The following is a 21,016-nucleotide window of genomic DNA, read 5'->3' as shown; positions in this document are numbered from 1 at the left end:
CGTGCGTCCCTTGTGGACGCATCGGCGCAACCGTAAAGTCGAGACCCTATTCATGGACGAACATGGAGCTCGTCATGTACCGCACCACTACGCTCGCCCTGATGCTGTCGCTCGGCCTGGTGGCCACCGTGCAGGGCAAGGCGCAGAAGGACACCGTGCAGATGGATTCCTTCACCCCGGTATCCGAGCAGATCCGCCGCGTTGAAACGGCCATGGGCAGCGAGGACTACAGCGAGATCGGGCTGGAGGACAAGAGCCGCGTGCAGCAGGCGCTGAACCGGATCCGGATCAAGATGAATGGCCGCGAGAAGTTGGATGAGCTGGCCCCGCAGGAGCGCAACGACCTGTTCAACGAGCAGGAGATCGTCAACACCATCATGACCCGCGCCCAGGCCGACAGCCGCATGATCTGCCGCCGCGAGCGCCTGACCGGCAGCAACATGCCGACCAGCGTCTGCCTGACCGTGGCCCAGCGTCGCAAAGCCCAGGAAGAGAGCCGCCGGGCGCTGACCGACCAGCAGCGCATCAGCCGCTGAGCGCTCGCCCCGGGGGCGTTTGCCGGTGTCGTCCCTCCGGTACGAAATGTTAAGAATGGAACCTGTATCGTTCAGCAGGTAGACGTCGCGTCCACCCGCACAGGGGCATCCTGAGCAGGTGGGCCTGGCCCCCCGACGACCCTTCAAGAACCAGAGGTCCCAGTGCGCATTCTCGTAATCGAAGACAACAGCGACATCGCCGCCAACCTTGGCGACTACCTTGAGGATCGTGGCCACACCGTGGACTTCGCCGCCGACGGCGTGACCGGCCTGCACCTGGCGGTGGTCCACGAGTTCGACGCCATCGTTCTGGACCTGAACCTGCCGGGCATGGACGGCATTGAAGTCTGCCGCAAGCTGCGCAACGAAGCGCGCAAGCAGACCCCCGTACTGATGCTGACCGCCCGCGACTCGCTGGACAACAAGCTGGCCGGTTTCGATTCCGGCGCCGACGACTACCTGATCAAGCCGTTCGCGCTACAGGAAGTGGAAGTGCGCTTGAACGCTTTGTCGCGCCGCGGCAAGGGCGTGCAGACCCGCGTGCTGGAAACCGGCGATCTGGAATACAACCTGGACACGCTGGAAGTGCGCCGCCAGGGCAAGCTGCTGCAGCTCAACCCGACCGCGCTGAAGATCCTGCAGGCCCTGATGGAGGCCGCGCCGGCCGTGGTTACCCGCCAGGAACTGGAGACCCGCGTCTGGGGCGAAGAGCTGCCCGACTCGGATTCGCTGCGTGTCCACATCCACGGCCTGCGTGCGGTGGTCGACAAGCCGTTTGAAGTGCCGCTGATCCAGACCCGCCATGGCATCGGATACCGCATCGCCACCCCGGAAGCCTGATTCCGTGGCAACCAAGGGGGAGCGCCGGCGTTCGCCGTATCGGCGGCGCCTGCGCAGCCGCATCATCGTCTCGTTCGTGTTGTTGGGCTTCTGCCTGACGACACTGTTCGCGTTTGCCACCAACTGGGCCCGCATGCGCGTGGAAAACCAGCTGGTGGAAGACGTGATGAACCGCAACATCAACGAGTACGTGCGGCGGTTCTACGAGAGCCCGGATCGCAACCCCGATCTGCCCGTGCAGCAGATGCGCGCGCGCCTCGTCAAACCCGACAAGTTCGAGGCGTTGCGCGAGGAAGAGCCGGACTGGGCTGCGCTGCCCGATGGCAATCACAACATCTCTGGCGTGGACGAGCGCGGGCAACCGTATGCGTACAAGCTGGCCGTGCGCAAAACACCCGACGCCTGGGCATTCCTGGCCTACGACATGACCGACAGCGTGCGCGGTGGGCAGCAGCTCAACCGCGCGCTGGTGCTGTCGGTGCTGGTGTTCAGCCTGCTGTCGCTGGTGCTGGGCTGGTGGTCGGCCTCGAAGGTGATGAAGCCGGTCTCGGACCTGGCCGCGCGGTTGCGCGCCTATCGCGGCGGCACCAGCGAGCCCGAGCCGCTGGCGCCACGTTTCCCCGATGACGAAGTGGGGCAACTGGCGCAGGCGCTGGATGATTATTCGTCGCGGCTGACCGAAGTGGTGCAGCGCGACCGTGAGTTCAACGCCGACGTCAGCCACGAGTTGCGCACGCCGCTGGCGGTGATACGTGGCGCCACCGAGCTGCTGCTGACCCGGCCCGGCCTGGATGAGAAGGTGCTGCAGCGTCTGCAGCGCATCCAGCGTGCCGAACAGCAGTGCAGCGACCTGATCGGCGCGCTGCTGCTGCTGTCGCGCAACGAACGAGGGCAGGGCACCAGCAACGTCGCGCGCGTAGCCGAACAGCTGCTGGATGCCCACCGCGCACAGCTGGGCGGCAAGCCATTGGAACTGGCACTGGAAGGCGAGCGCAACCTGGTGATCGATGCGCCGGAAGCCGCATTGTCGGTGGCGCTGGGCAACTTGATCGGCAACGCGGTGAAGTACTCGCAGGATGGTGAGGTGCGCGTCTTTGTCGGCAGCAATTCGGTGTCGGTAACCGACAGCGGACCGGGCCTGAGCGAAGAGGATGCCGCCAAGCTGTTCCAGCGCGGCTATCGCGGCACGCACGCCGGCCATTCGCAGGGCGGTGGTATCGGCCTGTCGATCGTCAGCCGCCTGTGCGATCTGTATGGCTGGCAGGTGAGCGTGCGCCCCGGTGGCGAGCGCGGCGTGATCGCCACCCTGACGTTCTCGCCGAAGCCGTTGTAAGGGCCTCTGCTTTGGTGGGTGCCGACCTTGGTCGGCAATGGCTCTGCTTTGGTAGGTGCCGACCTTGGTCGGCACGAATCCGGCCGGCGCCGTATAGCGCCCAGTGTCGCTTGTGCCACCGAATCCCCCCCGCAGGAACCCAGGGCCAGAAGCCCAACACGACATCACCGTGATCGCCGCCACGCCGCGCGCGTGTCCGCATGCACGCATTCGTGCACCCAACTGCGGCTTGAGAATTTCCTTACAGATCACAGCGCTGCGTGATGGCCAGATGGGGCGGCCGGGGCAGGTGCCCTGGCCGGGATTGGCGTCCTGAAAAAAAACCTTCAACTCAAGCGCTCCGGGTGTGCTGCGGCTCATCATGGAAAATGCATCGGCTGCCTTGTTTCGGCGGATGGTGCGTGGGGATTCATCAGAATCCGCTGGAGTCTTTTTCCTCGCGCTTGAGTTGTTGGGTCTCCGGTACGCCAACCCGCACCGTCCGCCACCTTGCATCCGCGGGTGGCCCGCCGTCTGCGAGGAGATTCACTATGTCCGCACGCCCCTTGTTCCCCCAGCTGCACGCCCTGATCGGCGAAGCCGCCGACCTGCTGCCCGCCGACATCGCCGAGCGCATCGAGACCCTGCTCGATGATCCCAGGGATCTGCTGCCCGCGCTGCTGGCCCGCATGGACGGGCGCGATGCAGCCGACGGCCGACGGCTGGAAGCGGAGGGACTGAGCCCGGCACAGGCGGCCACCATGGCCGGCCTCAGTCGCACCCTGGCCGGCTTGAATGCACTCATGCAGGTGCTGCACGCCGCCGAAGCCGCCCGCGAGCAGGGCGGTGCCCACCAGCAGCTCAGCCCGGATGTCGTAGATGGATTGCTGCTTGGCGCACGAGAACTGGCCCGCTATGCCCGCCTGCAGCTGGAGTAGATCCACGCCATGCGTGGATGCGCCTCGGTAGTGCGTCGATTGGCTTCGGTAGTGCCGGCCGCTGGCCGGCAATCACGCCTCAGCCCCCAGCCAACCCCAGATACCGCGCATGCAGCGCTTCCACCTGCGCCTGCAGGTCCTCGGGATGTCCATCGTTGACCACCACATCATCGGCCAGTGCCAAGCGCTGCGCGCGGCTGGCCTGGGCGGCGATCATCTTGTCGGCCAGTGCGGCGTCGATGCCGTCGCGCTGCATCAGCCGGGCGTGCTGCACGGCCTCGGGTGCATCCACCAGCAGTATCCGGTCCAGCCACGGGTAGGCGGTCCGCCCACCGACCTCGGTCAGAAGTGGAATGGCGGCAATCGCATAGGGGCTGGCGGCCTGCGCGCACTGCTGTTGCATCAGTAGGCGGATGGCCGGATGGGTGATCGCTTCCAGCGCGGTCCGTTCGGCCGGGTCGGCGAACACGTGGGCCCGCAGGCGTGCCCGATCCAGGCCGCCGTCTACCTGCAGCATGTCGGCGCCGAAGCGCTCGGCGATGCGGCCCAGGGCAGGGCTGCCGGCAGCAACCACCGCGCGGGCGGCCAGATCGGCGTCGGCCACCACGATGCCCAGCGCCTCGAAGCGCCGGGTCACCTCGCTCTTGCCGGCGGCAATGCCACCGGTCAGGCCCACCACATACCGGCTCATGGGGATTCCCCTCAGCGCAGTCCGCTCAACACCAGGTACTGCTCGACCACCGGCGCGCCCCACATGAAGTACAGCCAACCCGCAATGGCCAGGTAGGGGCCGAACGGAATCGGCGTGGCGCGGTCACGGCCCCGGGTGTACAGCCAGATCGAGCCGATGATGGCGCCCAGCACCGACGACAGCAGGATGATCGGCAGGATGCCCTTCAGCCCGCACCAGGCGCCGAGGGCGGCCAGCAGCTTGAAATCGCCGTGGCCCATGCCTTCCTTGCCGGTCAGCTGCTTGAACAGCCACCAGACCATCCACAGCGACAGATAGCCCACCGCCGCGCCGACCAAGGCAGGCTTGGCCGGCATGTACAGGTTGTCGATGTTGCCTATCAGTCCCAGCCACATCAGGGGTAGGGTCAACTGGTCGGGTAGCAGCTGGGTGCGCAGGTCGATGCCGGACAGGGCGATCAGGAAGCAGGTCAGCACGATGGCGCCGAAGCCCTGCCAGCCGAAGCCGAACTGCCAGACGCAGGCCAGCACCAGCACCGAGGTCAGGGCCTCGACCAGCGGATACTGCAGCGAGATCGGCGCCTTGCAGTGGCGGCACTTGCCGCCCTGGATGAGCCAGCTGAACAGCGGGATGTTCTCGTACCAGCTCAGCTTGTGCTTGCAGTGCGGGCAGTGCGAGGGCTCGACCACGATCCCCGGTGGTGGGGGCTCGTAGAAGTCCGGTTCTTCCAGGACCTCGCGCGCATCGCGCTTCCACTGCCACTCCAGCCGCTTGGGCAGGCGCAGGATGACGACGTTGAGGAAACTGCCCAGCAGCAGCCCCAGGGCGGCCGCGGCGGGGTAGCCGAGGCCGGGATGCTGGTCGAGAAATGCCATGTAGTGATTATCCGACGACGGCGCCGAGTTTGAAGATGGGAAGGTACATGCCGATGACCATACCGCCTACAACGACACCGATGAAGACCATGATCATCGGTTCGAGCAGACTGCTCAGGGCATCCACGGCGTTGTTGACTTCCTGCTCATAGTACTCGGCCACCTTGAATAGCATGGCATCCAAGGCACCGGCTTCTTCACCGATGCCGGTCATCTGAATGACCATATGGGGGAAAAGGGCGGTCTGCTTCATCGCCATGTTCACTGGATAGCCCACTGATACATCGTCACGCATCCGCAGCACGGCCTCTTCGTAGACCTTGTTGCCGGTGGCGCCGGCAACGATGCCCAGCGCTTCAACCAGCGGGACACCGGCCTTAAAGGTCACGGCCGTAGTGCGGGCGAAACGGGCGATCGAGCTGTTGTGCATGATCTGGCCGATCACAGGCACCCTCAGAATCAGCCGGTCCATGGTGTGCTGCATCTTGGGTGATCGCTTGTAGGCCATAGTGAGGACCACGACGGCGCCCACCGTCACGATTGCGATCAGCCACCACCAGGAGACCATGAAGCGCGACAGATTCACGATCATCTGAGTGAATGCAGGCAGTTCCGCCCCGAACCCGCGGAACACTTCTTCAAACTGCGGTACGACGAAGATCAGCATGATGGCGCTGACCAGCAGCGCTACGACTATGACCATGGCCGGGTAGAACAGTGCCTTCTTGATCTTCCCCTTCAGGCCTTCAATGTTCTCTTTGTAGGTGGCGACGGTATCCAGTACGGTCTCCAGTACACCCGCCCCCTCGCCGGCCCGGACCAGGTTTCGATAAAGTTCATCGAACTGCACGGGATGCTTGCTGACCGCCTCATAAAGCGAAGAACCGCCCTCAATATCGGCGCGAATTCCGTCGACCATCTTCTTCATACGTGGGTTCTTGTGCCCACTCCCGATGATGTCCAGGGCCGAGACGATTGGCACGCCGGACTTCATCATTGTTGCCATCTGACGGCTGAAGAAGGCAATGTCCTTTGGTGAGACTTTGCTGCCGGCGGCGCCGAACAGTGGCTTGGGTTTGGGCTTTACCGTGCCGGGGTTGATGCCCTGTCGACGCAGCTCCGCCCGCAGCAGATTTGCGTTCTTCGCGGCCTGCTCCCCTTTCATCTTCACGCCCCGCTTGTCGGTCCCCTCCCAGACAAACGGCTGCAACTCCGTGGTGCTGCGCGCCACGGGTTCTTTCTTGATCGCACTGCGACTGACAGACATATCGGCTCCCCAAGACCCGCCATCCCCAGGCGGGCGTCTAGCCGTCGATGGTAGCGGGTTCATGCCCGTCTGGGCAGTTGTTGGGGGCGCCATCATGCGAATTCGTGCCGGGTGCCGACCAAAGGTGACGCACTGCGTCACATTGCCGCGTCCATCGCAGATTCGCATCCGGGGGGTTCCCATCCGTGAAATAGCTGCCATCATGAGCGCGGGGAAATCCAGGGGGAGGCGTGCCGGGGTTGGCACGCAACCTGCGTTGATCCACCCGCAGGGGGCAGGACCCGCTCAGCTGGCCGCTGGCCAGACCGATCCTGTGCTCTGAAATCAACCACCACTTATCTTGGGGATGTACCAAAATGAAGAACCAGAAGGGCTTCACCCTTATCGAACTGATGATCGTCGTTGCGATCATCGCCATCCTGGCCGCCATCGCGATCCCGCAGTACAACGATTACACCGCGCGCGCCCAGATGACGGAAGCCTTCACTCTGGCGTCTGGCATGAAGACGCCGATTGCAGAAGCTTTCGCCCAGGACAACACCGCAGCGACCTCTTGCGTCGTGCCGGCTGGCTCGGTAACCACTGGTAAGTACGTCGCCAGCCTGACGCCGACTCCGGGCGCAGACAGCTGCGCGATTGAAGCCAAGATGAAGGCGGCGGGTGTGAACGAGAAGGTGAAGGAGGCGACCGTCACCTTGACCTACAAGCCGTCGACCGGCGCGTGGACCTGCAAGAGCAGCGTCAGCGCCGCGATCACGCCGAAGGCTTGTGATCCGACCTAAATATAGTTGTCCGTAAGAAAAAGGCCCCGGTGTTGCCGGGGCTTTTTTTTGGGCAATGTGTTGTGCGCTGAGCAGGCACATACACTCTCTGCGCTGGGGAGCGCAATCATGAAAATGCAGACGGGCTTCACCTTGATCGAGCTGATGGTCGTGGTGGCTATCATCGCCATTCTCGCGGCCATCGCCATCCCGCAATACAACGACTACACTGCACGCAGCCAGTTGTCCGAGGCGATCAGTCTGCTGGGCGGCCTGAAAACTCCGGTGGCCGAGCAATTCGCCAACAGCAATGTAGCAACATCTTGCGCAGTGCCGGCCGATGCCGTAACGACGGGTAAGTACGTCGAAAGCATCAAGGCATCACCTGCCATTCCTTGCGTGATCGTCGCGACTATGGCCGCGGCGGGTGTCAATGAGAAGGTCAAGGCAGCGACAGTGACGATCACATATTCAGCCAATACAGGCATCTGGGACTGCAGGACCAGTGCGCCTGCTGAGGTTGCGCCCAAGGCATGTCCGCACGGCTGAATCTACTTGCCGGTTCCGAGGCGGCCATCTGTAGGGTAGGCTGCGCGGGGAGTTGGAGTAAAGAATGAACACGATCGTTTCCGCCAATCTCGTCGGCATCACCGGCCTGGCCCGTCGCCTGGTCCAGGATGGTGCGCTGGACGAGGCTTCCGCACGCGACGCCATGGCCAAGGCCGCTGCGGCCCGCCAGCCGTTGCCGACCTGGTTCGCGCAGAACAAGGTGGTCGGGGCGGCCCAGTTGGCGGCCGCAAATGCGGTCGAGTTCGGCATGCCGCTGTTCGACGTGTCCACGTTCGACGCCAGCCAGAACGCAATGAGCCTGGTCAGCGAGGAGCTGCTGCGCAAGCACAACGTGCTGCCGCTGTTCAAGCGCGGCGGCAAGCTGTTCGTGGGTACCAGCAACCCGACCCATTCGCTGGACGAGATCAAGTTCCACACCAATCTGGTGGTGGAGCCGATCCTGGTGGATGAGGACCAGATCCGCCGCACGCTCGAGCAATGGCATGCCAGCCATGACACGCTGGGCGACGCGCTCGGTGGTGACGACGATGGCATGGGCAACCTCGATGTTGCAGCCGGAGACGAGGATCTCGGTGCCGGCGGCGACGCCGGCATCGACGCCAAGGGCGATGACACCCCGGTGGTGAAGTTCGTCAACAAGGTGCTGGTGGATGCGATCCGCAAGGGCGCCTCGGACATCCACTTCGAGCCTTATGAAGACGACTACCGCGTGCGCCTGCGCATCGATGGCCTGCTGAAGATGGTCGCGCGCGCGCCGGTGAAGTTGAACCAGCGCATCGCCGCGCGCCTGAAGGTGATGGCGCAGCTGGACATCGCCGAGAAGCGCGTGCCGCAGGACGGACGCATCAAGCTCAATCTGTCCAAGACCAAGCAGATCGACTTTCGCGTGAGCACGCTGCCGACCCTGTTCGGCGAGAAGGTGGTGCTGCGTATCCTGGACGGCAGCGCGGCCAAGCTGGGCATCGACAAGCTGGGTTACGAGCCGGACCAGCAGAAGCTGTTCCTGGAAGCCATCCACAAGCCGTACGGCATGGTGCTGGTGACCGGCCCGACCGGTTCGGGCAAGACGGTGTCGCTGTACACCGCGCTGGGCATCCTCAACGACGAGACGCGCAACATCTCCACCGCCGAAGACCCGGTGGAAATCCGCCTGCCCGGCGTCAACCAGGTGCAGCAGAACAACAAGCGCGGGATGACCTTCGCCGCGGCCCTGCGCTCGTTCCTGCGACAGGATCCGGACATCATCATGGTCGGCGAAATCCGCGACCTGGAAACGGCCGAGATCGCGATCAAGGCGGCGCAGACCGGCCACATGGTGCTGTCCACGCTGCACACCAACGATGCGCCGCAGACCATCGCGCGCCTGATGAACATGGGCATCGCGCCGTACAACATCACCAGCTCGGTGACGCTGGTGATCGCGCAGCGCCTGGCGCGCCGGCTGTGCAACAACTGCAAGCGCCCGGCCAATCTGCCCGAGCATGCGCTGCTGGCCGAAGGCTTCACCCAGGCGCAGCTGGACGCGGGTATCGAGCTGTACGAGGCGGTCGGCTGCGATGAGTGCACCGAGGGCTACAAGGGCCGTACGGGTATCTACCAGGTGATGCCGATGACCGACGAGATCGCCACGATCGTGCTGGCCGGTGGCAATGCGTTGCAGATTGCCGAGGCCGCGCAGCAGATCGGGGTGAACGATCTGCGCCAGTCGGCGTTGAAGAAGGCCGCTGCGGGCATCACCAGCCTGGCCGAGATCAACCGCGTTACCAAGGATTGAGGTCGATCCACGCCATGCGTGGATGCCGCGATGCATGAGGTTGCCGGCCAGCGGCCGGCACTACCACATTGGTGGGTAGATCCACGCCATGCGTGGATGCCGCGATGCATGAGGTTGCCGGCCAGCGGCCGGCACTACCAGGTTGGTGGGCCCGCGTCGGGCCCTGTGCTTACTCCATCCCCAGCTTCTTCAGCTTGTAGCGCAGCGCACGGAAGGTGATGCCCAGCTGCGCGGCGGTGCGGGTCTTGTTCCAGCGGTTTTCTTCCAGCGCGCGCTGGATGGCGCTGCGCTCGAGCTGTTCGATGTACGAGGGCAGGGCGGCGTTGCCGGGCTGCAGGTCAGCCACGGCTTCGGCATGTGCTGCGCTGCCGGGCGTGCGCGGGGCATGTTGCGGCAGGCGCAGGTCGTCGGCGCCGATGCGGTCTTCTTCGGCCAGTGCCAGTGCACGCTCCAGGATGTTCTCCAGTTCACGCACGTTGCCGGGGAAGGCGTACTGGGCCAGTGCGTCCAGTGCCGACGGCGCCAACAACGGCGTCGGGCGGCCATGGCTGCGGGCCAGCCGTGCCAGCACCGACGCGGCCAGTTCCGGCAGGTCCTGGCGACGCTCGCGCAGCGGCGGCACCCTCAGCTCAATCACGTTGATGCGGTAGTAGAGATCGTGGCGGAAACGGCCGTCCTCGACCAGCTCGGCCAGGTCCTTGTGGGTGGCCGAGAGGATGCGCACGTCCACCGGCTCCTCGTTGGCGGCGCCGACCGCACGCACCGACTTTTCCTGGATCGCGCGCAGCAGCTTCACCTGCATCTGCAGTGGCAGCTCGGCCACTTCGTCCAGGAACAGGGTGCCGCCATGCGCGGCCTGGAACAGCCCGGGCTTGTCGGCGTGGGCGCCGCTGAAGCTGCCCTTGCGGTGGCCGAAGAATTCGCTCTCCATCAGCTCGCCGGGAATGGCGCCGCAGTTGACCGGCACGAACGGGCCGGCCGCGCGGGCACCCTGGGCATGGATGGTGCGTGCGACCAGCTCCTTGCCCACGCCGGATTCACCGAGGATGTAGACCGGCGCCTGGCTGCGCGCGACCTTGCCGATGGTGGTACGCAGCACGTCCATGGCCGGCGAATCGCCGAGCAGGCGCGCCCCTTGTTCGGCGGCGGGGCCGGGCACGGGGCGCTCGGTGTTGTTGAGTTCCAGCGCGTGCTTGACCAGGCCACGCAGCACGGCGATGTCCACCGGCTTGCTGACGAAGTCGAAGGCGCCGGCCTTCAACGCTTCCACGGCCAGGTCCATGCTGCCAAAGGCAGTGATCATCGCCACCGGCGTGCGCGGATAGTGCTGCGCAATCTCGCTGACCAGCTCGATGCCATTGCCGTCGGGCAGGCGCATGTCGGTGATGCACAGGTCGTACGGATTGCTGGCCAGCAGTTCGCGCGCTTCGGCAAGGTTGGCTGCGGTACTGATGCGCAGCCCCATGCGGCCGAGCGTCAGGACCAGCAGTTCGCGGATGTCGCGTTCGTCGTCGACGACGAGGGCGCTGCGGGTTTCGTTCATGGGCGTGAAAGATAAACGAGGGGGCTGGAAGCGACAAATGTTTGACGCACAGAATCGAGATCAGGTGGGCAACAGCGTATGCGGGCCGGGCAGCACCAGGCGGAAGCAGGAGCCTCCAGCGGGAACCGGGATGTAGTCCAGCCGCGCCTGGTTGGCTCGGCACAGCTCGCGGGCGATGTACAGGCCCAGCCCGGTGCCATGCTCGGACGTGGTGAAGAACGGCCGGAACAACTGCGCGGCCACGCTCTCGGGAATGCCGGGGCCACGATCCATCACGTCGATGACCGCACTGCGCTCGTGCTGCGCCACGCGCAGGCGCACCCGCGCCGGCTGCTGGCCAATGCGGCCATATTTGAGTGCGTTGTGCACCAGCACGGTCAGCACCTGGTAGAGGTGCTTGCTGTCGACCTGGGCCAGCACCGAGGTGTCGTTGATGATCGGCTCGATGCTGTCGGTCTCCAGCGTCTGCCCCTGCTTGTACTCCAGCACGAAGCGGCGCACGAAGGCGGCCAGGTCGACGTTTTCGGGCGTGGCGCGCTCGCGCCGGGCCAGGCCCAGCACGCTTTCGACGATGCCGTTGGTGCGCTGGCACTGCTGGCGGATGATCTGCAGCAGGCGGCGGTCGCTTTCGTTGAAGCCGGTGCCTTCCTCCAGCAGCTGCACCGCGTAGTTGATCGCGGCCAGCGGGTTGCGGATCTCGTGGGCGAGGCTGGCCGAGAAGCGTCCCATTGCTGACAGGGTGAGCGATTCGGCACGGCGCGAGACCACGCTGGAGTCGTCCAGGAACACCAGGGCCAGCTCGCTGCCGGCCAGCAGGCGCGCAAAGCGGGGCTGCACTTCGGGCTGGTCGGGGTTGAGCTGCAGCGGCAGTTCGTCCTGGGCCCAGCCGTTGCGCCAGCGCTGCAGGCGACGGGCCAGTTCCGGGGCGGCGCTGGCCAGGTCCAGGCGGCCGCTTTCGCCGCTGCCGTCGCTGTCACCGAGCAGCATCGAGGCGGCCTCGTTGGCCAGGGTGACGCGGTTGTCGGCGTCGACCACCAGCACGCCGGTACGCATGCGGCGGATGATCAGCTCGTTGATCTGGAACAGGTTGGCCACTTCATCGCCGCGCTGGTTGGCCAGCTGCTGGTTGCGGCGCGCGCGGCTGCCAACCTGGTAACTGATGAAGGCCAGCGCCAGGTAGCTGGTGGCGAACATCGCCAGTTCGGCCAGGGTACGGGTGGGGTCGCCACCTTCCAGCAGCTTCCAGGTGTATTCCACGCCGGTGGCGAGGCTGGCGGCCAGGGCCAGGCCCAGCCCCAGGCTGAGCGGCAGCAGGGTGGCGGCAGCGGCGATGTTGAACAGCAGCGACATCGAAATGCCGGCGCTGGCACCGGGCAGGGCATGTGACAGCAGGGTGGCGGCGACGATGTCCACCAGCACGCCGCTGACCACGATCGGGCGCAGCCAGCGTTCGTTGCGGCCGATCACCAGGGCCAGCAGCGACAGCCCCAGGTAGATGGCGGCGACGGTGTCGGCCAGCCGCGGGTGGTGGGCTTCGCCGACCATGGCCGACAAGGGGCTGTAGAGCAGGGCGGCGATGACCGAAGCGATCAGCACCCGGTACAGCGCGAAGAAATACAGCTCACGCCGCGGAATCGATTCGATGCGGTCGATCAATGAAGCACTGGGTGACACGCCGGAACTCCCCTTCTGGCTGCCTGGGTCTGGAATCTGCGGCGGGCCTGCCCGGCGTCCCCTGAGGCCGGGCGGTACGTCGCTTCGATGTGGCCTGCGGTGGAAAACCGTCGAGCACCCCCGACGCTACACACCCTGGCTGACCAGTATAGGGCCCCCGGCAGGGGCCCGCCGCTGCGGCCCGGATCGCGCATTTGGCCTGGGGTGGATACCGCTGGCCAGCCGGCCCCCGGGCGCAACTGCCTGAATGACGGCGGAAATCTGGCCGGGTCTGGCGTTTTGTACAGACTTCTTTGCGCCCCGGCGCCGGCTCGGCCACAATAGAGGGCCCGCCGCGGTCCGTGCCGGTGCCTCTTCGAGGGGGCCCTGAGGAATTGCGTGCGGTCGTTCCTATTCCCACGGTGACGCATGAATTTCCACGAATACCAGGCAAAACAACTGCTTGCCGAATACGGCATCCCGGTCCCGGCCGGCAAGGTCGCGGCGACCCCGGACGAGGCGGTTGAAGTCGCCCAGTCGCTGGGCCAGGGCCCCTGGATGGTCAAGGCGCAGATCCACGCTGGCGGCCGCGGCAAGGCTGGCGGCGTCAAGTTCTGCAAGACCGTCGACGACGTGAAGGCCGCAGCGGCCAAGATGCTCGGCACCAAGATGGCCACCTACCAGACCGCCGGCGTCGAGCTGCCGATCAACCTGGTGCTGGTGACCACCGCCGGTGAGATCGTCAAGGAGCTGTACCTGTCGGTCCTGGTGGATCGCGGCACCCGCACCATCAGCTACATCGCCTCTTCCGAAGGCGGCATGGAAATCGAGCAGGTCGCTGCCGAGACCCCGGACAAGATCCACACCCTGAACGTGGACTTCGTCGAGGGCGTGCAGGGTTACCACGGCCGTGACATCGGCTTCAAGATGGGCCTGACCGCCAAGCAGGCCGGCCAGTTCGCCAACATCATGGTGAACCTGTACCGCATCTTCAACGAGAAGGACCTGGCGCTGGTTGAGATCAACCCGCTGGCGATCCTGGACGATGGCAACCTGTACGCGCTGGACGGCAAGTTCAACAGCGACGACAACGCCAACTTCCGCCACAAGGAACTGGTCGCGATGCGCGACAAGTCCCAGGAAGATGAAACCGAAGTCACCGCTTCGGAGCTGGACATCAACTACGTCACCATGGACGGCAACATCGGCTGCATGGTGAACGGTGCCGGCCTGGCCATGGCCACCATGGACGTCATCAAGCTCAACGGCGGCGAGCCGGCGAACTTCCTGGACGTGGGCGGCGGTGCGAACAAGCAGCGCGTCATCGAAGCGTTCAAGCTGATCCTGTCCTCGGACAAGGTTGAAGGCATCTTCGTCAACATCTTCGGCGGCATCGTCCGCTGCGACATGATTGCCGAAGGCATCATCGCCGCCGTGAAGGAAGTGGGCGTCAAGGTTCCGGTCGTGGTGCGCCTGGAAGGCACCAACGTGGAAGAGGGCAAGCAGCTGCTGCGTGACAGCGGCATGGCCATCATCCCGGCTGACAACATCAACGACGGCGCCAAGAAGGTCGTTGAAGCGGTCAAGAACGCCGCCTGATCCACGACACCGAAGGAAATTCCCATGTCTGTTTTGATTAACAAGAACACCAAGGTGATCGTGCAGGGCTTCACCGGCCAGCAGGGCACCTTCCACGCCACTCAGATGATCGAGTACGGCACCCAGGTTGTTGGCGGCGTGACCCCGGGCAAGGGTGGCACCACCCACATCGACCTGCCGGTCTTCAACACCGTTGCCGACGCCGTGCAGAGCACCGGCGCCAACGCTTCGGTCATCTACGTGCCGCCGCCGTTCGCGGCCGACGCGATCCTGGAAGCTGCGGCTGCCGGCATCAAGGTCATCGTCTGCATCACCGAAGGCATCCCGGTGCTGGACATGCTGCGCGTGAAGAACGTGCTGACCCGTTCCTACCCGGACACCGTGCTGATCGGGCCGAACTGCCCGGGCGTCATCACCCCGGGCGAGTGCAAGATCGGCATCATGCCGGGCCACATCCACAAGCCGGGCAAGATCGGCATCGTGTCGCGTTCGGGCACCCTGACCTATGAAGCGGTCAAGCAGACCACCGAAGTCGGCCTGGGCCAGTCCACCTGCATCGGCATCGGCGGTGACCCGATCAACGGCCTGAACTTCGTCGACTGCCTGAAGCTGTTCAACGAAGACCCGCAGACCGAAGGCATCATCATGGTCGGCGAGATCGGCGGTGACGCCGAAGAAGCCGGCGCCGAGTACATCAAGAACCATGTGAAGAAGCCGGTCGTCGGTTTCATCGCCGGTGCGTCGGCTCCGGCCGGCAAGCGCATGGGCCACGCGGGCGCGATCGCCTCGGGCGGCAAGGGCACCGCGGAAGGCAAGTTCGCCGCGATGGAAGCCGCTGGCGTGGTCACCGTCCGTTCGCCGGGCGACCTGGGCGCTGCCATCGCCAAGCTGGTGAAATAAGATCGACTGCCTCGCGCAGACGATGCTGTAGAGCCGGCCGCTGGCCGGCTGCCTGAAACAGAAGGGCCGCCTTTGGGCGGCCTTTCTGCGTCTGGCGCCCTGACGGTTCCGGTAACCCCATCCACGCATGGCGTGGATCTACTGAGCCGGGGCTGTCCACGCAGCGAGCGTGCCCGGCGCGCGCATGGCGCGGCGTTACAATGGAAGCATTGCAACCACAGGCTGGATTCCCATGGCTTCGATCCGCATCGCGATGGCGCAGTTCGACTTCCCGGTCGGCGACGTCGCCGGCAACACCGAACGCATCATCGAGATGATCGGCCAGGCGCGCGATGAGTACGGCGCCGAGCTGGTGATGTTCCCCGAGCTGGCGGTGAGCGGCTACCCGCCGGAGGACCTGCTGCTGCGCCCGGGTTTCCTGTACGAGTGCGAGCAGGCGATGACCCGCATCGCCACCGCCTGCCGTGGCATCACCGCCGTGGTCGGCTGGCCACAGGCGGTTGGCGCGGTGGTCTACAACGCTGCCAGCGTACTGCGTGACGGCCTGGTCGAGCAGACCTACCGCAAGCGCGAACTGCCCAACTACGCGGTCTTCGACGAGCGCCGCTACTTCGACGTCGATCCGGATGGTGGCAGCTGCGTGTTCGAGGTCAATGGCATTCCGGTCGGCCTGCTGATCTGCGAGGACCTGTGGTTCGCCGAGCCGCTGGCCGACACCATGCGCGCGGGTGCGCAGCTGGTGGTGGTGCCGAATGCTTCGCCCTACGAGCGTGGCAAGCATGCGCAGCGCGACGCCGTGCTGGCCGCGCGTACCCGCGAGAGCGGGGCGGCCATCGCTTACCTCAACGTGGTGGGCGGCCAGGATGCGCTGGTGTTCGACGGTGCTTCGGTGGTGGCGGATGGTGATGGCACGGTGCACCCGGCCGCTGCTGCCTTCGTCGACCAGTGGCTGGTGGTGGAGTATGACGGTGAGACCCGCCGCTTCATGCCGCATGTGTGGATGGACGACGGCGACGAGAGCATGGACGCGCTGGCCTGGCGCGCGGTGACCCGTGGCATCCAGGACTACTGCCGCAAGAACGGTTTCAGGAAGGTGTGGCTGGGCCTGTCCGGTGGCATCGACTCGGCCCTGGTGCTGGCATTGGCCGTGGATGCGATGGGCGCGGAGAACGTGACCGCCGTGCGCCTGCCGTCGCGCTACACCGCCGGCCTGTCCAACGACCTGGCCGCCGAGCAGTGCCGGGCGCTGGGGGTGAAGCTTGAGGCTGTGTCGATCGAGCCGGCGTTCAAGGGCCTGATGGAATCGCTGGCGCCGATGTTCGAAGGCACCGCGCCGGACGTGACCGAAGAGAACCTGCAGTCGCGCAGCCGCGGCGTGATCCTGATGGCGCTGGCCAACAAGTTCGGTGGCCTGCTGCTGACCACCGGCAACAAGAGCGAGTACGCGGTCGGCTACGCCACCATCTACGGCGACATGTGCGGTGGTTATGCGCCACTGAAGGACCTGTACAAGACCGAAGTGTTCGGCCTGTCCAAGTGGCGCAATACCGTGGGCGGCGCACCGGTGATCCCGCCGGCGGTGATCAGCCGCCCGCCGTCGGCCGAGCTGCGCGAGAACCAGCTGGACCAGGACTCGTTGCCGGCCTATGACGTGCTGGACGGCATCCTCTACCGCTACATCGACCAGGAGCAGTCGCGCGGCGAGATCGTGGCCGCCGGCTACGACGCAGCCGTGGTCGACCGCGTGCTGCGCCTGGTGCGCATCAGCGAGTGGAAGCGGCACCAGGCCGCGCCGGGGCCGAAGGTCTCGCGCCGCGCGTTCGGCCGCGAGCGGCGCTACCCGATCAGCAACGGCTACAAGGGCTGAGGCAGCGCTTGGCGGGTCGTGCCGGCCGCTGGCCGGCAACCCGTTGGCCCCTCCCCGGTGGGTGCGGAGCTTGGTCCGCACGATGGTCGAAGATCATCCACGCTTGGCGTGGATCTACCGGACTCCGTCGAGCAACTGTTCGAGACCGGCGGTTTCCGCAGCGTCGTTGAAGGGATCGTCCCCCAGTCGCGCACGTACGAACCGCAGGCCATCGGCCGCCGCTGCGTCCAGCGTGCCCCGGTGGTCGACGGGGTAGCGCCGGAACGCGACCGGCTCGCCTCGCAGGGCCAGCCCAGCGGCGTACAGCAGGGTGGTCAGGTAGGGCACATCGCGGTCCTGGCTGCCATGGCCCAACATCAGCGGTTGGCTGAAGCCGCGGCGCGGTACGCCGAGATAGTCGTACAGCACCGCCCAGATGCCCGGCACGCTGGCCAGCGGCGCAGTGAACATGCTGCCGGTGTCGGCGCCGTCGAGCGTGGTGGCCAGTTCGCCCAGGCACTGTTCGCGTGCCACCGCCACCCGCGCGCGGCCTTCATCGCTGAGGACGCGGTCGATCTGCGGCGCGACCTGCAGCAGTCCATCGAGCAGATACGCGTGATACGCGTTGAGCGCGCCCGGATTGGCGGTGCGGTTGTCCGGCTTCATCACCAGCGCGGTCAGTTCGACTGCGGTGGGCGTGCCGGTGGTGAAGCTGCCGCGGTACTGCAGCGACGGTCCGCCATAGGTGGGGGCGATGTGGCCCGCCGTGAGCGCGGCGGCACCGCCCTGCGAATGGCCGACCGAGACCCAGCGCGGCGACAGCGTCCCGTTGCCGAGGTACTGGCGGCTGGCCTTGATCATGTCGATGGCGTTGCGCGCGGCAGTGCGCACATGCAGATAGGCATGGTCGCCTGAGCTTCCGAGGCCCTGGTAATCCGCGGCGACCACTGCATAGCCCTGTGCCAGGAACCGATCGAGAAAGCGCCCGTCGCGTTCGGGTTGGTAGGGGCCGGAGACCGAGGGCGCACAACGATCCGCAATGCCCTGGGTGCCATGCGCCCACGACACCACCGGCCAACCGCCGATGGGCGGCGTGCCGGCGGGCAGGTACAGCAGGCCGGTGCCTTCGGCCAGCTGCCCGCGGTGGTCAGGGGTGCGGTAGTGCAGTTTGTAGGCCTGGGCGGCCTGGGACGGCACCCAGGTGGCGCGATAGGGGGCTGCGGACAGCAGATCGCCCGTTGCGTCCTGTGCGGCGGCCGGCGGCGCCGAGGTCAGCGCCAGCAGCGCGATGGCGAGGAGGCAGGACAGAGGGCGGATACTGCAGCAGGGCAGACGGGCCATGGGGCGCTCCGTGATGGCCGGTGTGGCCGTGGCGCTGCAGTGTGGATGGTCGTGCCCGGGCAGGCTGCGACCGGCGTCGCATCCGCCGTGGATTCGTAGCATTCCTAGGTGCCGGCCCCGGCGCGGGGAGGCGGACGAGGAAAGCAGTCGAGCATGGCTTGACTCTACAAAGAAGAAGGGCCCCTTTCGGGGCCCTCGCTTACTTCTTTTCCAGTCGCGCGTTGCGCTGGCCGGTGCTGGCGGACTTCTCGCCGGCGAACGGGTTCAGCTTGCGGATCATCCACGGGTACTTCGGCCACTTGCCTTCCAGCCACGGGTGGTCCGGCTGGTTCAGCTGCAGGACGCGGCGGGCGTCGTCGGCCAGGGTCTTGTTGCCCAGGTGGGTGTAGGAATCGGCCAGCACGGCCACGGCGTCGTACTGGAAGGCGCTCTGCGGGTAGGTTTCCAGCAGGTAGTTGGCGCGGCCCACGGCTGACACCCAGGCGCCGCGGCGCATGTAGTACAGCGCGTTGTCCAGCTCGTGCTGGGCGAACACGTCACGCAGCTCCAGCATGCGCTGGCGCGCATCGGCGGCGTAGCGGCTGTTCGGGTAACGATCAACCACGATGTTGAAGTCCGAGTACGCCTGGTGCGGCGTGGACAGGTCGCGGCGGCTGGCATCCAGCGACCATACGCGCCGCAGGAAAACCGTACTGCGGTTGGAGTTGGCCAGGCCGCGCAGATAGTACAGATAGGCAATGTTGCGGTGGGTCGGGTAGGTACGGATGAAGCGGTCGATGCTGGACACCGCGTCATCGTGCTTGCCGGCCTTGTACTGGGCGTAGGCGGTTTCGATCATCGCCTGCTCGGTGTACGGACCGTACGGATACTGGGCCACCAGACGGCGGAAGCTGGCTTCGGCGCCGCTCCAGTTGCCGCCCTGCATCAGCTTGTGGCTTTTCTCGTACAGCTGTTCGACCGGCACGCCTTCATCGGGGCGATCACCCTTCTTGGCGCCGCGATGGCAGCCGGTTGCGGCGATGACCAGCACCAGCAGCAGGGCGGTGAGGCGGACGGGCGCGGAGAGCATGGCGGAGCGTCGGATCATGGGGTCGAGGCGGGACGCGGCTGGAATACGAAGGGTCGATGATAGCCTAGTGTCCTGTCCAGCGACTGAAACCGGCCGCCGGGACCCCAAAATTTCAAAGAATGCCCCCTGCCATGTCTGAACAACCCTCTGAATCGGCCCGCCAGGCCATCGTCCCCGACACCGCCGCCGGCCGCCGTTTCGACGCGGTCGTGGCCGAACTGTTCCCCGAATACTCGCGCTCGCGGTTGACCGAGTGGATCAAGGCCGGGGAGGTCCTGCTGGACGGTGCCCAGGTGCGCCCGCGCGATCCGCTGCGCGGCGGCGAGGTGGTGACCCTCAACGCGGTGCTGGAAACCCAGACCGATGCCCAGCCGGAGGACATCCCGCTGGACGTGCTGTTCGAGGACGAGCACCTGCTGGTGATCAACAAGCCGGTCGGCCTGGTGGTCCATCCGGGTGCCGGCAACCACAGCGGCACCCTGGTCAACGCGCTGCTGTTCCGCGATCCGTCGGTGGCGGTGCTGCCGCGCGCCGGCATCGTGCACCGCCTGGACAAGGACACCAGCGGCGTGATGGTGGTGGCCAAGACCCTGGAAGCGCAGACCGCGCTGGTCGAGCAGCTGGCGGCACGTGACGTGCACCGTCAGTACCTGGCCATCGTGATGGGCGCGTTGGTGGCCGGTGGTACAGCCGATGCCCCGATCGACCGCCACCCGCGCGACCGCCTGAAGATGGCGGTGCGTGAGGACGGCAAGGAGGCGGTGACCCACTACCGCCTGCGCGAGCGCTTCCGGGCACACACCGCGCTGGAGTGCCGCCTGGAAACCGGCCGTACCCACCAGATCCGCGTGCACATGGCGCACGTGCGCCATCCGATCATCGGCGACCCGCTGTATGGCGGCGCGCTGAAGCTGCCCAAGGGTGCCAGCGACGAGCTGGTGGCCGCGCTGCGCGGCTTCAAGCGCCAGGCCCTGCACGCCGAGACCCTGGAGTTCATGCACCCGATCACCGGTGAACCGGTGCGCAACACCGCGCCGGTGCCGGAGGACATGCTGCACCTGATGAAGGTGCTGCGCGAAGACAGCGAAGCCTTCGCCGCCCGCGAGCGGGACCGCTGGTGATGGCGGCCGCGCTGCCGTTGCTGCAGGCCGACTGGCCGGCGCCCGCAGGCGTCCATGCGCTGACCACGCGCCGGCACGGTGCGGGCATCTCGCCGGCGCCGTTCGCGCAGTTCAACCTGGGCAACCGGCACGCGGCCGATGGTGATACCCCAGCCAACGTTGAGCACAACCGCCAGCTGCTGCAGCAGGGGCTGGCGCTGCCGTCGGCACCGCACTGGCTGCGCCAGGTGCACAGCAGCACCGTGCTGCGCTTCGATGCACCGCCGGTGCCCGGCGCGAGCGAGCCGGTGGCCGACGCGGCGGTAACCTCGGTGCCGGGCGTGGTGCTGGCGATCCTGACCGCCGACTGCCTGCCGGTGGTGTTCGCCGCCGCGGACGGC

Annotated in this window: 19 protein-coding genes; 12 read left to right on the top strand and 7 right to left on the bottom strand. The window is 66.1% G+C overall.

All coding sequences use genetic code 11. The annotated features are described in order from the left end of the window. The first annotated feature begins 74 nt into the window (after nucleotides 1-74). The 4 genes from N5E02_RS05245 (at nucleotide 75) to N5E02_RS05230 (ending at nucleotide 3,626) form a co-directional block, all read left to right on the top strand. Nucleotides 75-536, top strand: coding sequence for a hypothetical protein (locus tag N5E02_RS05245; protein ID WP_279945998.1), 462 nt, complete (start codon nucleotides 75-77; stop codon nucleotides 534-536). A 162-nt stretch (nucleotides 537-698) separates the two neighbouring features. Continuing rightward, nucleotides 699-1,376, top strand: coding sequence for a response regulator transcription factor (locus N5E02_RS05240; RefSeq protein WP_005410804.1), 678 nt, complete (start codon nucleotides 699-701; stop codon nucleotides 1,374-1,376). Beyond that, nucleotides 1,339-2,709 (top strand): HAMP domain-containing sensor histidine kinase, encoded by a 1,371-nt coding sequence (locus N5E02_RS05235; protein ID WP_061479297.1) that lies wholly within the window; start codon nucleotides 1,339-1,341, stop codon nucleotides 2,707-2,709. The genes N5E02_RS05240 and N5E02_RS05235 overlap by 38 nt, the downstream gene beginning before the upstream one ends. A gap of 530 nt (nucleotides 2,710-3,239) precedes the next feature. Next, nucleotides 3,240-3,626 (top strand): hypothetical protein, encoded by a 387-nt coding sequence (locus N5E02_RS05230; protein WP_279945997.1) that lies wholly within the window; start codon nucleotides 3,240-3,242, stop codon nucleotides 3,624-3,626. 79 nt (nucleotides 3,627-3,705) lie between these two features. Here the strand turns inward: N5E02_RS05230 and coaE are convergent, their stop codons facing one another. From coaE to N5E02_RS05215, 3 genes are read right to left on the bottom strand one after another with little or no spacing between them, the layout of a single operon-like run. Then, complete coding sequence (coaE, locus tag N5E02_RS05225; RefSeq protein WP_279945996.1) at nucleotides 3,706-4,317, bottom strand: dephospho-CoA kinase; 612 nt, start codon at nucleotides 4,315-4,317, stop codon at nucleotides 3,706-3,708. Between the two features lie 11 nt (nucleotides 4,318-4,328). Beyond that, nucleotides 4,329-5,192 (bottom strand): A24 family peptidase, encoded by an 864-nt coding sequence (locus tag N5E02_RS05220; RefSeq protein WP_065185263.1) that lies wholly within the window; start codon nucleotides 5,190-5,192, stop codon nucleotides 4,329-4,331. Nucleotides 5,193-5,199: 7 nt separating this feature from the next. Next, nucleotides 5,200-6,459 carry a type II secretion system F family protein gene (locus N5E02_RS05215; RefSeq protein ID WP_065178933.1) on the bottom strand — a complete coding sequence of 420 codons (1,260 nt, stop codon included), beginning with the start codon at nucleotides 6,457-6,459 and terminating at the stop codon, nucleotides 5,200-5,202. 356 nt (nucleotides 6,460-6,815) lie between these two features. Between N5E02_RS05215 and N5E02_RS05210 the strand changes: the two genes are divergently transcribed. The 3 genes from N5E02_RS05210 (at nucleotide 6,816) to pilB (ending at nucleotide 9,564) form a co-directional block, all read left to right on the top strand. Continuing rightward, nucleotides 6,816-7,241, top strand: coding sequence for a pilin (locus N5E02_RS05210; RefSeq protein WP_065178932.1), 426 nt, complete (start codon nucleotides 6,816-6,818; stop codon nucleotides 7,239-7,241). Between the two features lie 108 nt (nucleotides 7,242-7,349). Continuing rightward, a complete protein-coding gene (locus N5E02_RS05205; RefSeq protein ID WP_065178931.1) occupies nucleotides 7,350-7,769 on the top strand; it encodes a pilin in 420 nt (139 codons plus the stop codon). A gap of 64 nt (nucleotides 7,770-7,833) precedes the next feature. Beyond that, nucleotides 7,834-9,564, top strand: a complete 1,731-nt coding sequence (gene pilB, locus N5E02_RS05200; RefSeq protein WP_279945995.1) for a type IV-A pilus assembly ATPase PilB — start codon at nucleotides 7,834-7,836, stop codon at nucleotides 9,562-9,564. 169 nt (nucleotides 9,565-9,733) lie between these two features. Here pilB and N5E02_RS05195 read toward each other — a convergent pair whose 3' ends face one another. Then, entirely contained in the window at nucleotides 9,734-11,107 is a 1,374-nt protein-coding gene (locus N5E02_RS05195; RefSeq protein WP_065178929.1) for a sigma-54 dependent transcriptional regulator, read from the bottom strand. Between the two features lie 60 nt (nucleotides 11,108-11,167). Further along, nucleotides 11,168-12,781 carry an ATP-binding protein gene (locus tag N5E02_RS05190; RefSeq protein WP_053499189.1) on the bottom strand — a complete coding sequence of 538 codons (1,614 nt, stop codon included), beginning with the start codon at nucleotides 12,779-12,781 and terminating at the stop codon, nucleotides 11,168-11,170. A 408-nt stretch (nucleotides 12,782-13,189) separates the two neighbouring features. Between N5E02_RS05190 and sucC the strand changes: the two genes are divergently transcribed. The 3 genes from sucC (at nucleotide 13,190) to N5E02_RS05175 (ending at nucleotide 17,126) form a co-directional block, all read left to right on the top strand. Then, the gene (gene sucC, locus N5E02_RS05185; protein ID WP_005418614.1) at nucleotides 13,190-14,359 is read left to right on the top strand and encodes an ADP-forming succinate--CoA ligase subunit beta; all 1,170 of its coding nucleotides are present in this window, start codon (nucleotides 13,190-13,192) and stop codon (nucleotides 14,357-14,359) included. A gap of 24 nt (nucleotides 14,360-14,383) precedes the next feature. Next, nucleotides 14,384-15,259, top strand: a complete 876-nt coding sequence (sucD, locus tag N5E02_RS05180) for a succinate--CoA ligase subunit alpha (RefSeq protein ID WP_005418610.1) — start codon at nucleotides 14,384-14,386, stop codon at nucleotides 15,257-15,259. A 232-nt stretch (nucleotides 15,260-15,491) separates the two neighbouring features. Continuing rightward, on the top strand, nucleotides 15,492-17,126 hold the full coding sequence (locus N5E02_RS05175) for an NAD+ synthase (RefSeq protein ID WP_279945994.1): 1,635 nt from the start codon (nucleotides 15,492-15,494) through the stop codon (nucleotides 17,124-17,126). Nucleotides 17,127-17,240: 114 nt separating this feature from the next. On the opposite strand, the gene N5E02_RS05170 is transcribed toward N5E02_RS05175, so the two are convergent. Both N5E02_RS05170 and N5E02_RS05165 read right to left on the bottom strand, forming a co-directional pair. Then, entirely contained in the window at nucleotides 17,241-18,446 is a 1,206-nt protein-coding gene (locus N5E02_RS05170; protein ID WP_279945992.1) for a lipase family protein, read from the bottom strand. 199 nt (nucleotides 18,447-18,645) lie between these two features. Next, nucleotides 18,646-19,533 carry an outer membrane protein assembly factor BamD gene (locus N5E02_RS05165; protein ID WP_032960726.1) on the bottom strand — a complete coding sequence of 296 codons (888 nt, stop codon included), beginning with the start codon at nucleotides 19,531-19,533 and terminating at the stop codon, nucleotides 18,646-18,648. A 113-nt stretch (nucleotides 19,534-19,646) separates the two neighbouring features. Here N5E02_RS05165 and rluD point away from each other — a divergent pair, with 113 nt between their 5' ends. Continuing rightward, nucleotides 19,647-20,636, top strand: coding sequence for a 23S rRNA pseudouridine(1911/1915/1917) synthase RluD (gene rluD / locus N5E02_RS05160; RefSeq protein WP_083297626.1), 990 nt, complete (start codon nucleotides 19,647-19,649; stop codon nucleotides 20,634-20,636). After that, the coding region (locus N5E02_RS05155) for a laccase domain-containing protein (protein ID WP_279945991.1) at nucleotides 20,636-21,016 on the top strand (381 nt) is incomplete at its 3' end. The genes rluD and N5E02_RS05155, both read left to right, overlap by 1 nt.

It is taken from the genome of Stenotrophomonas sp. GD03777, from assembly GCF_029842485.1.
GTDB classification, from domain to species: Bacteria; Pseudomonadota; Gammaproteobacteria; order Xanthomonadales; family Xanthomonadaceae; genus Stenotrophomonas; species Stenotrophomonas sepilia.
Note: the sequence above shows the minus strand (reverse complement) of the source record. Positions and strands in the feature narration are given on the sequence as shown.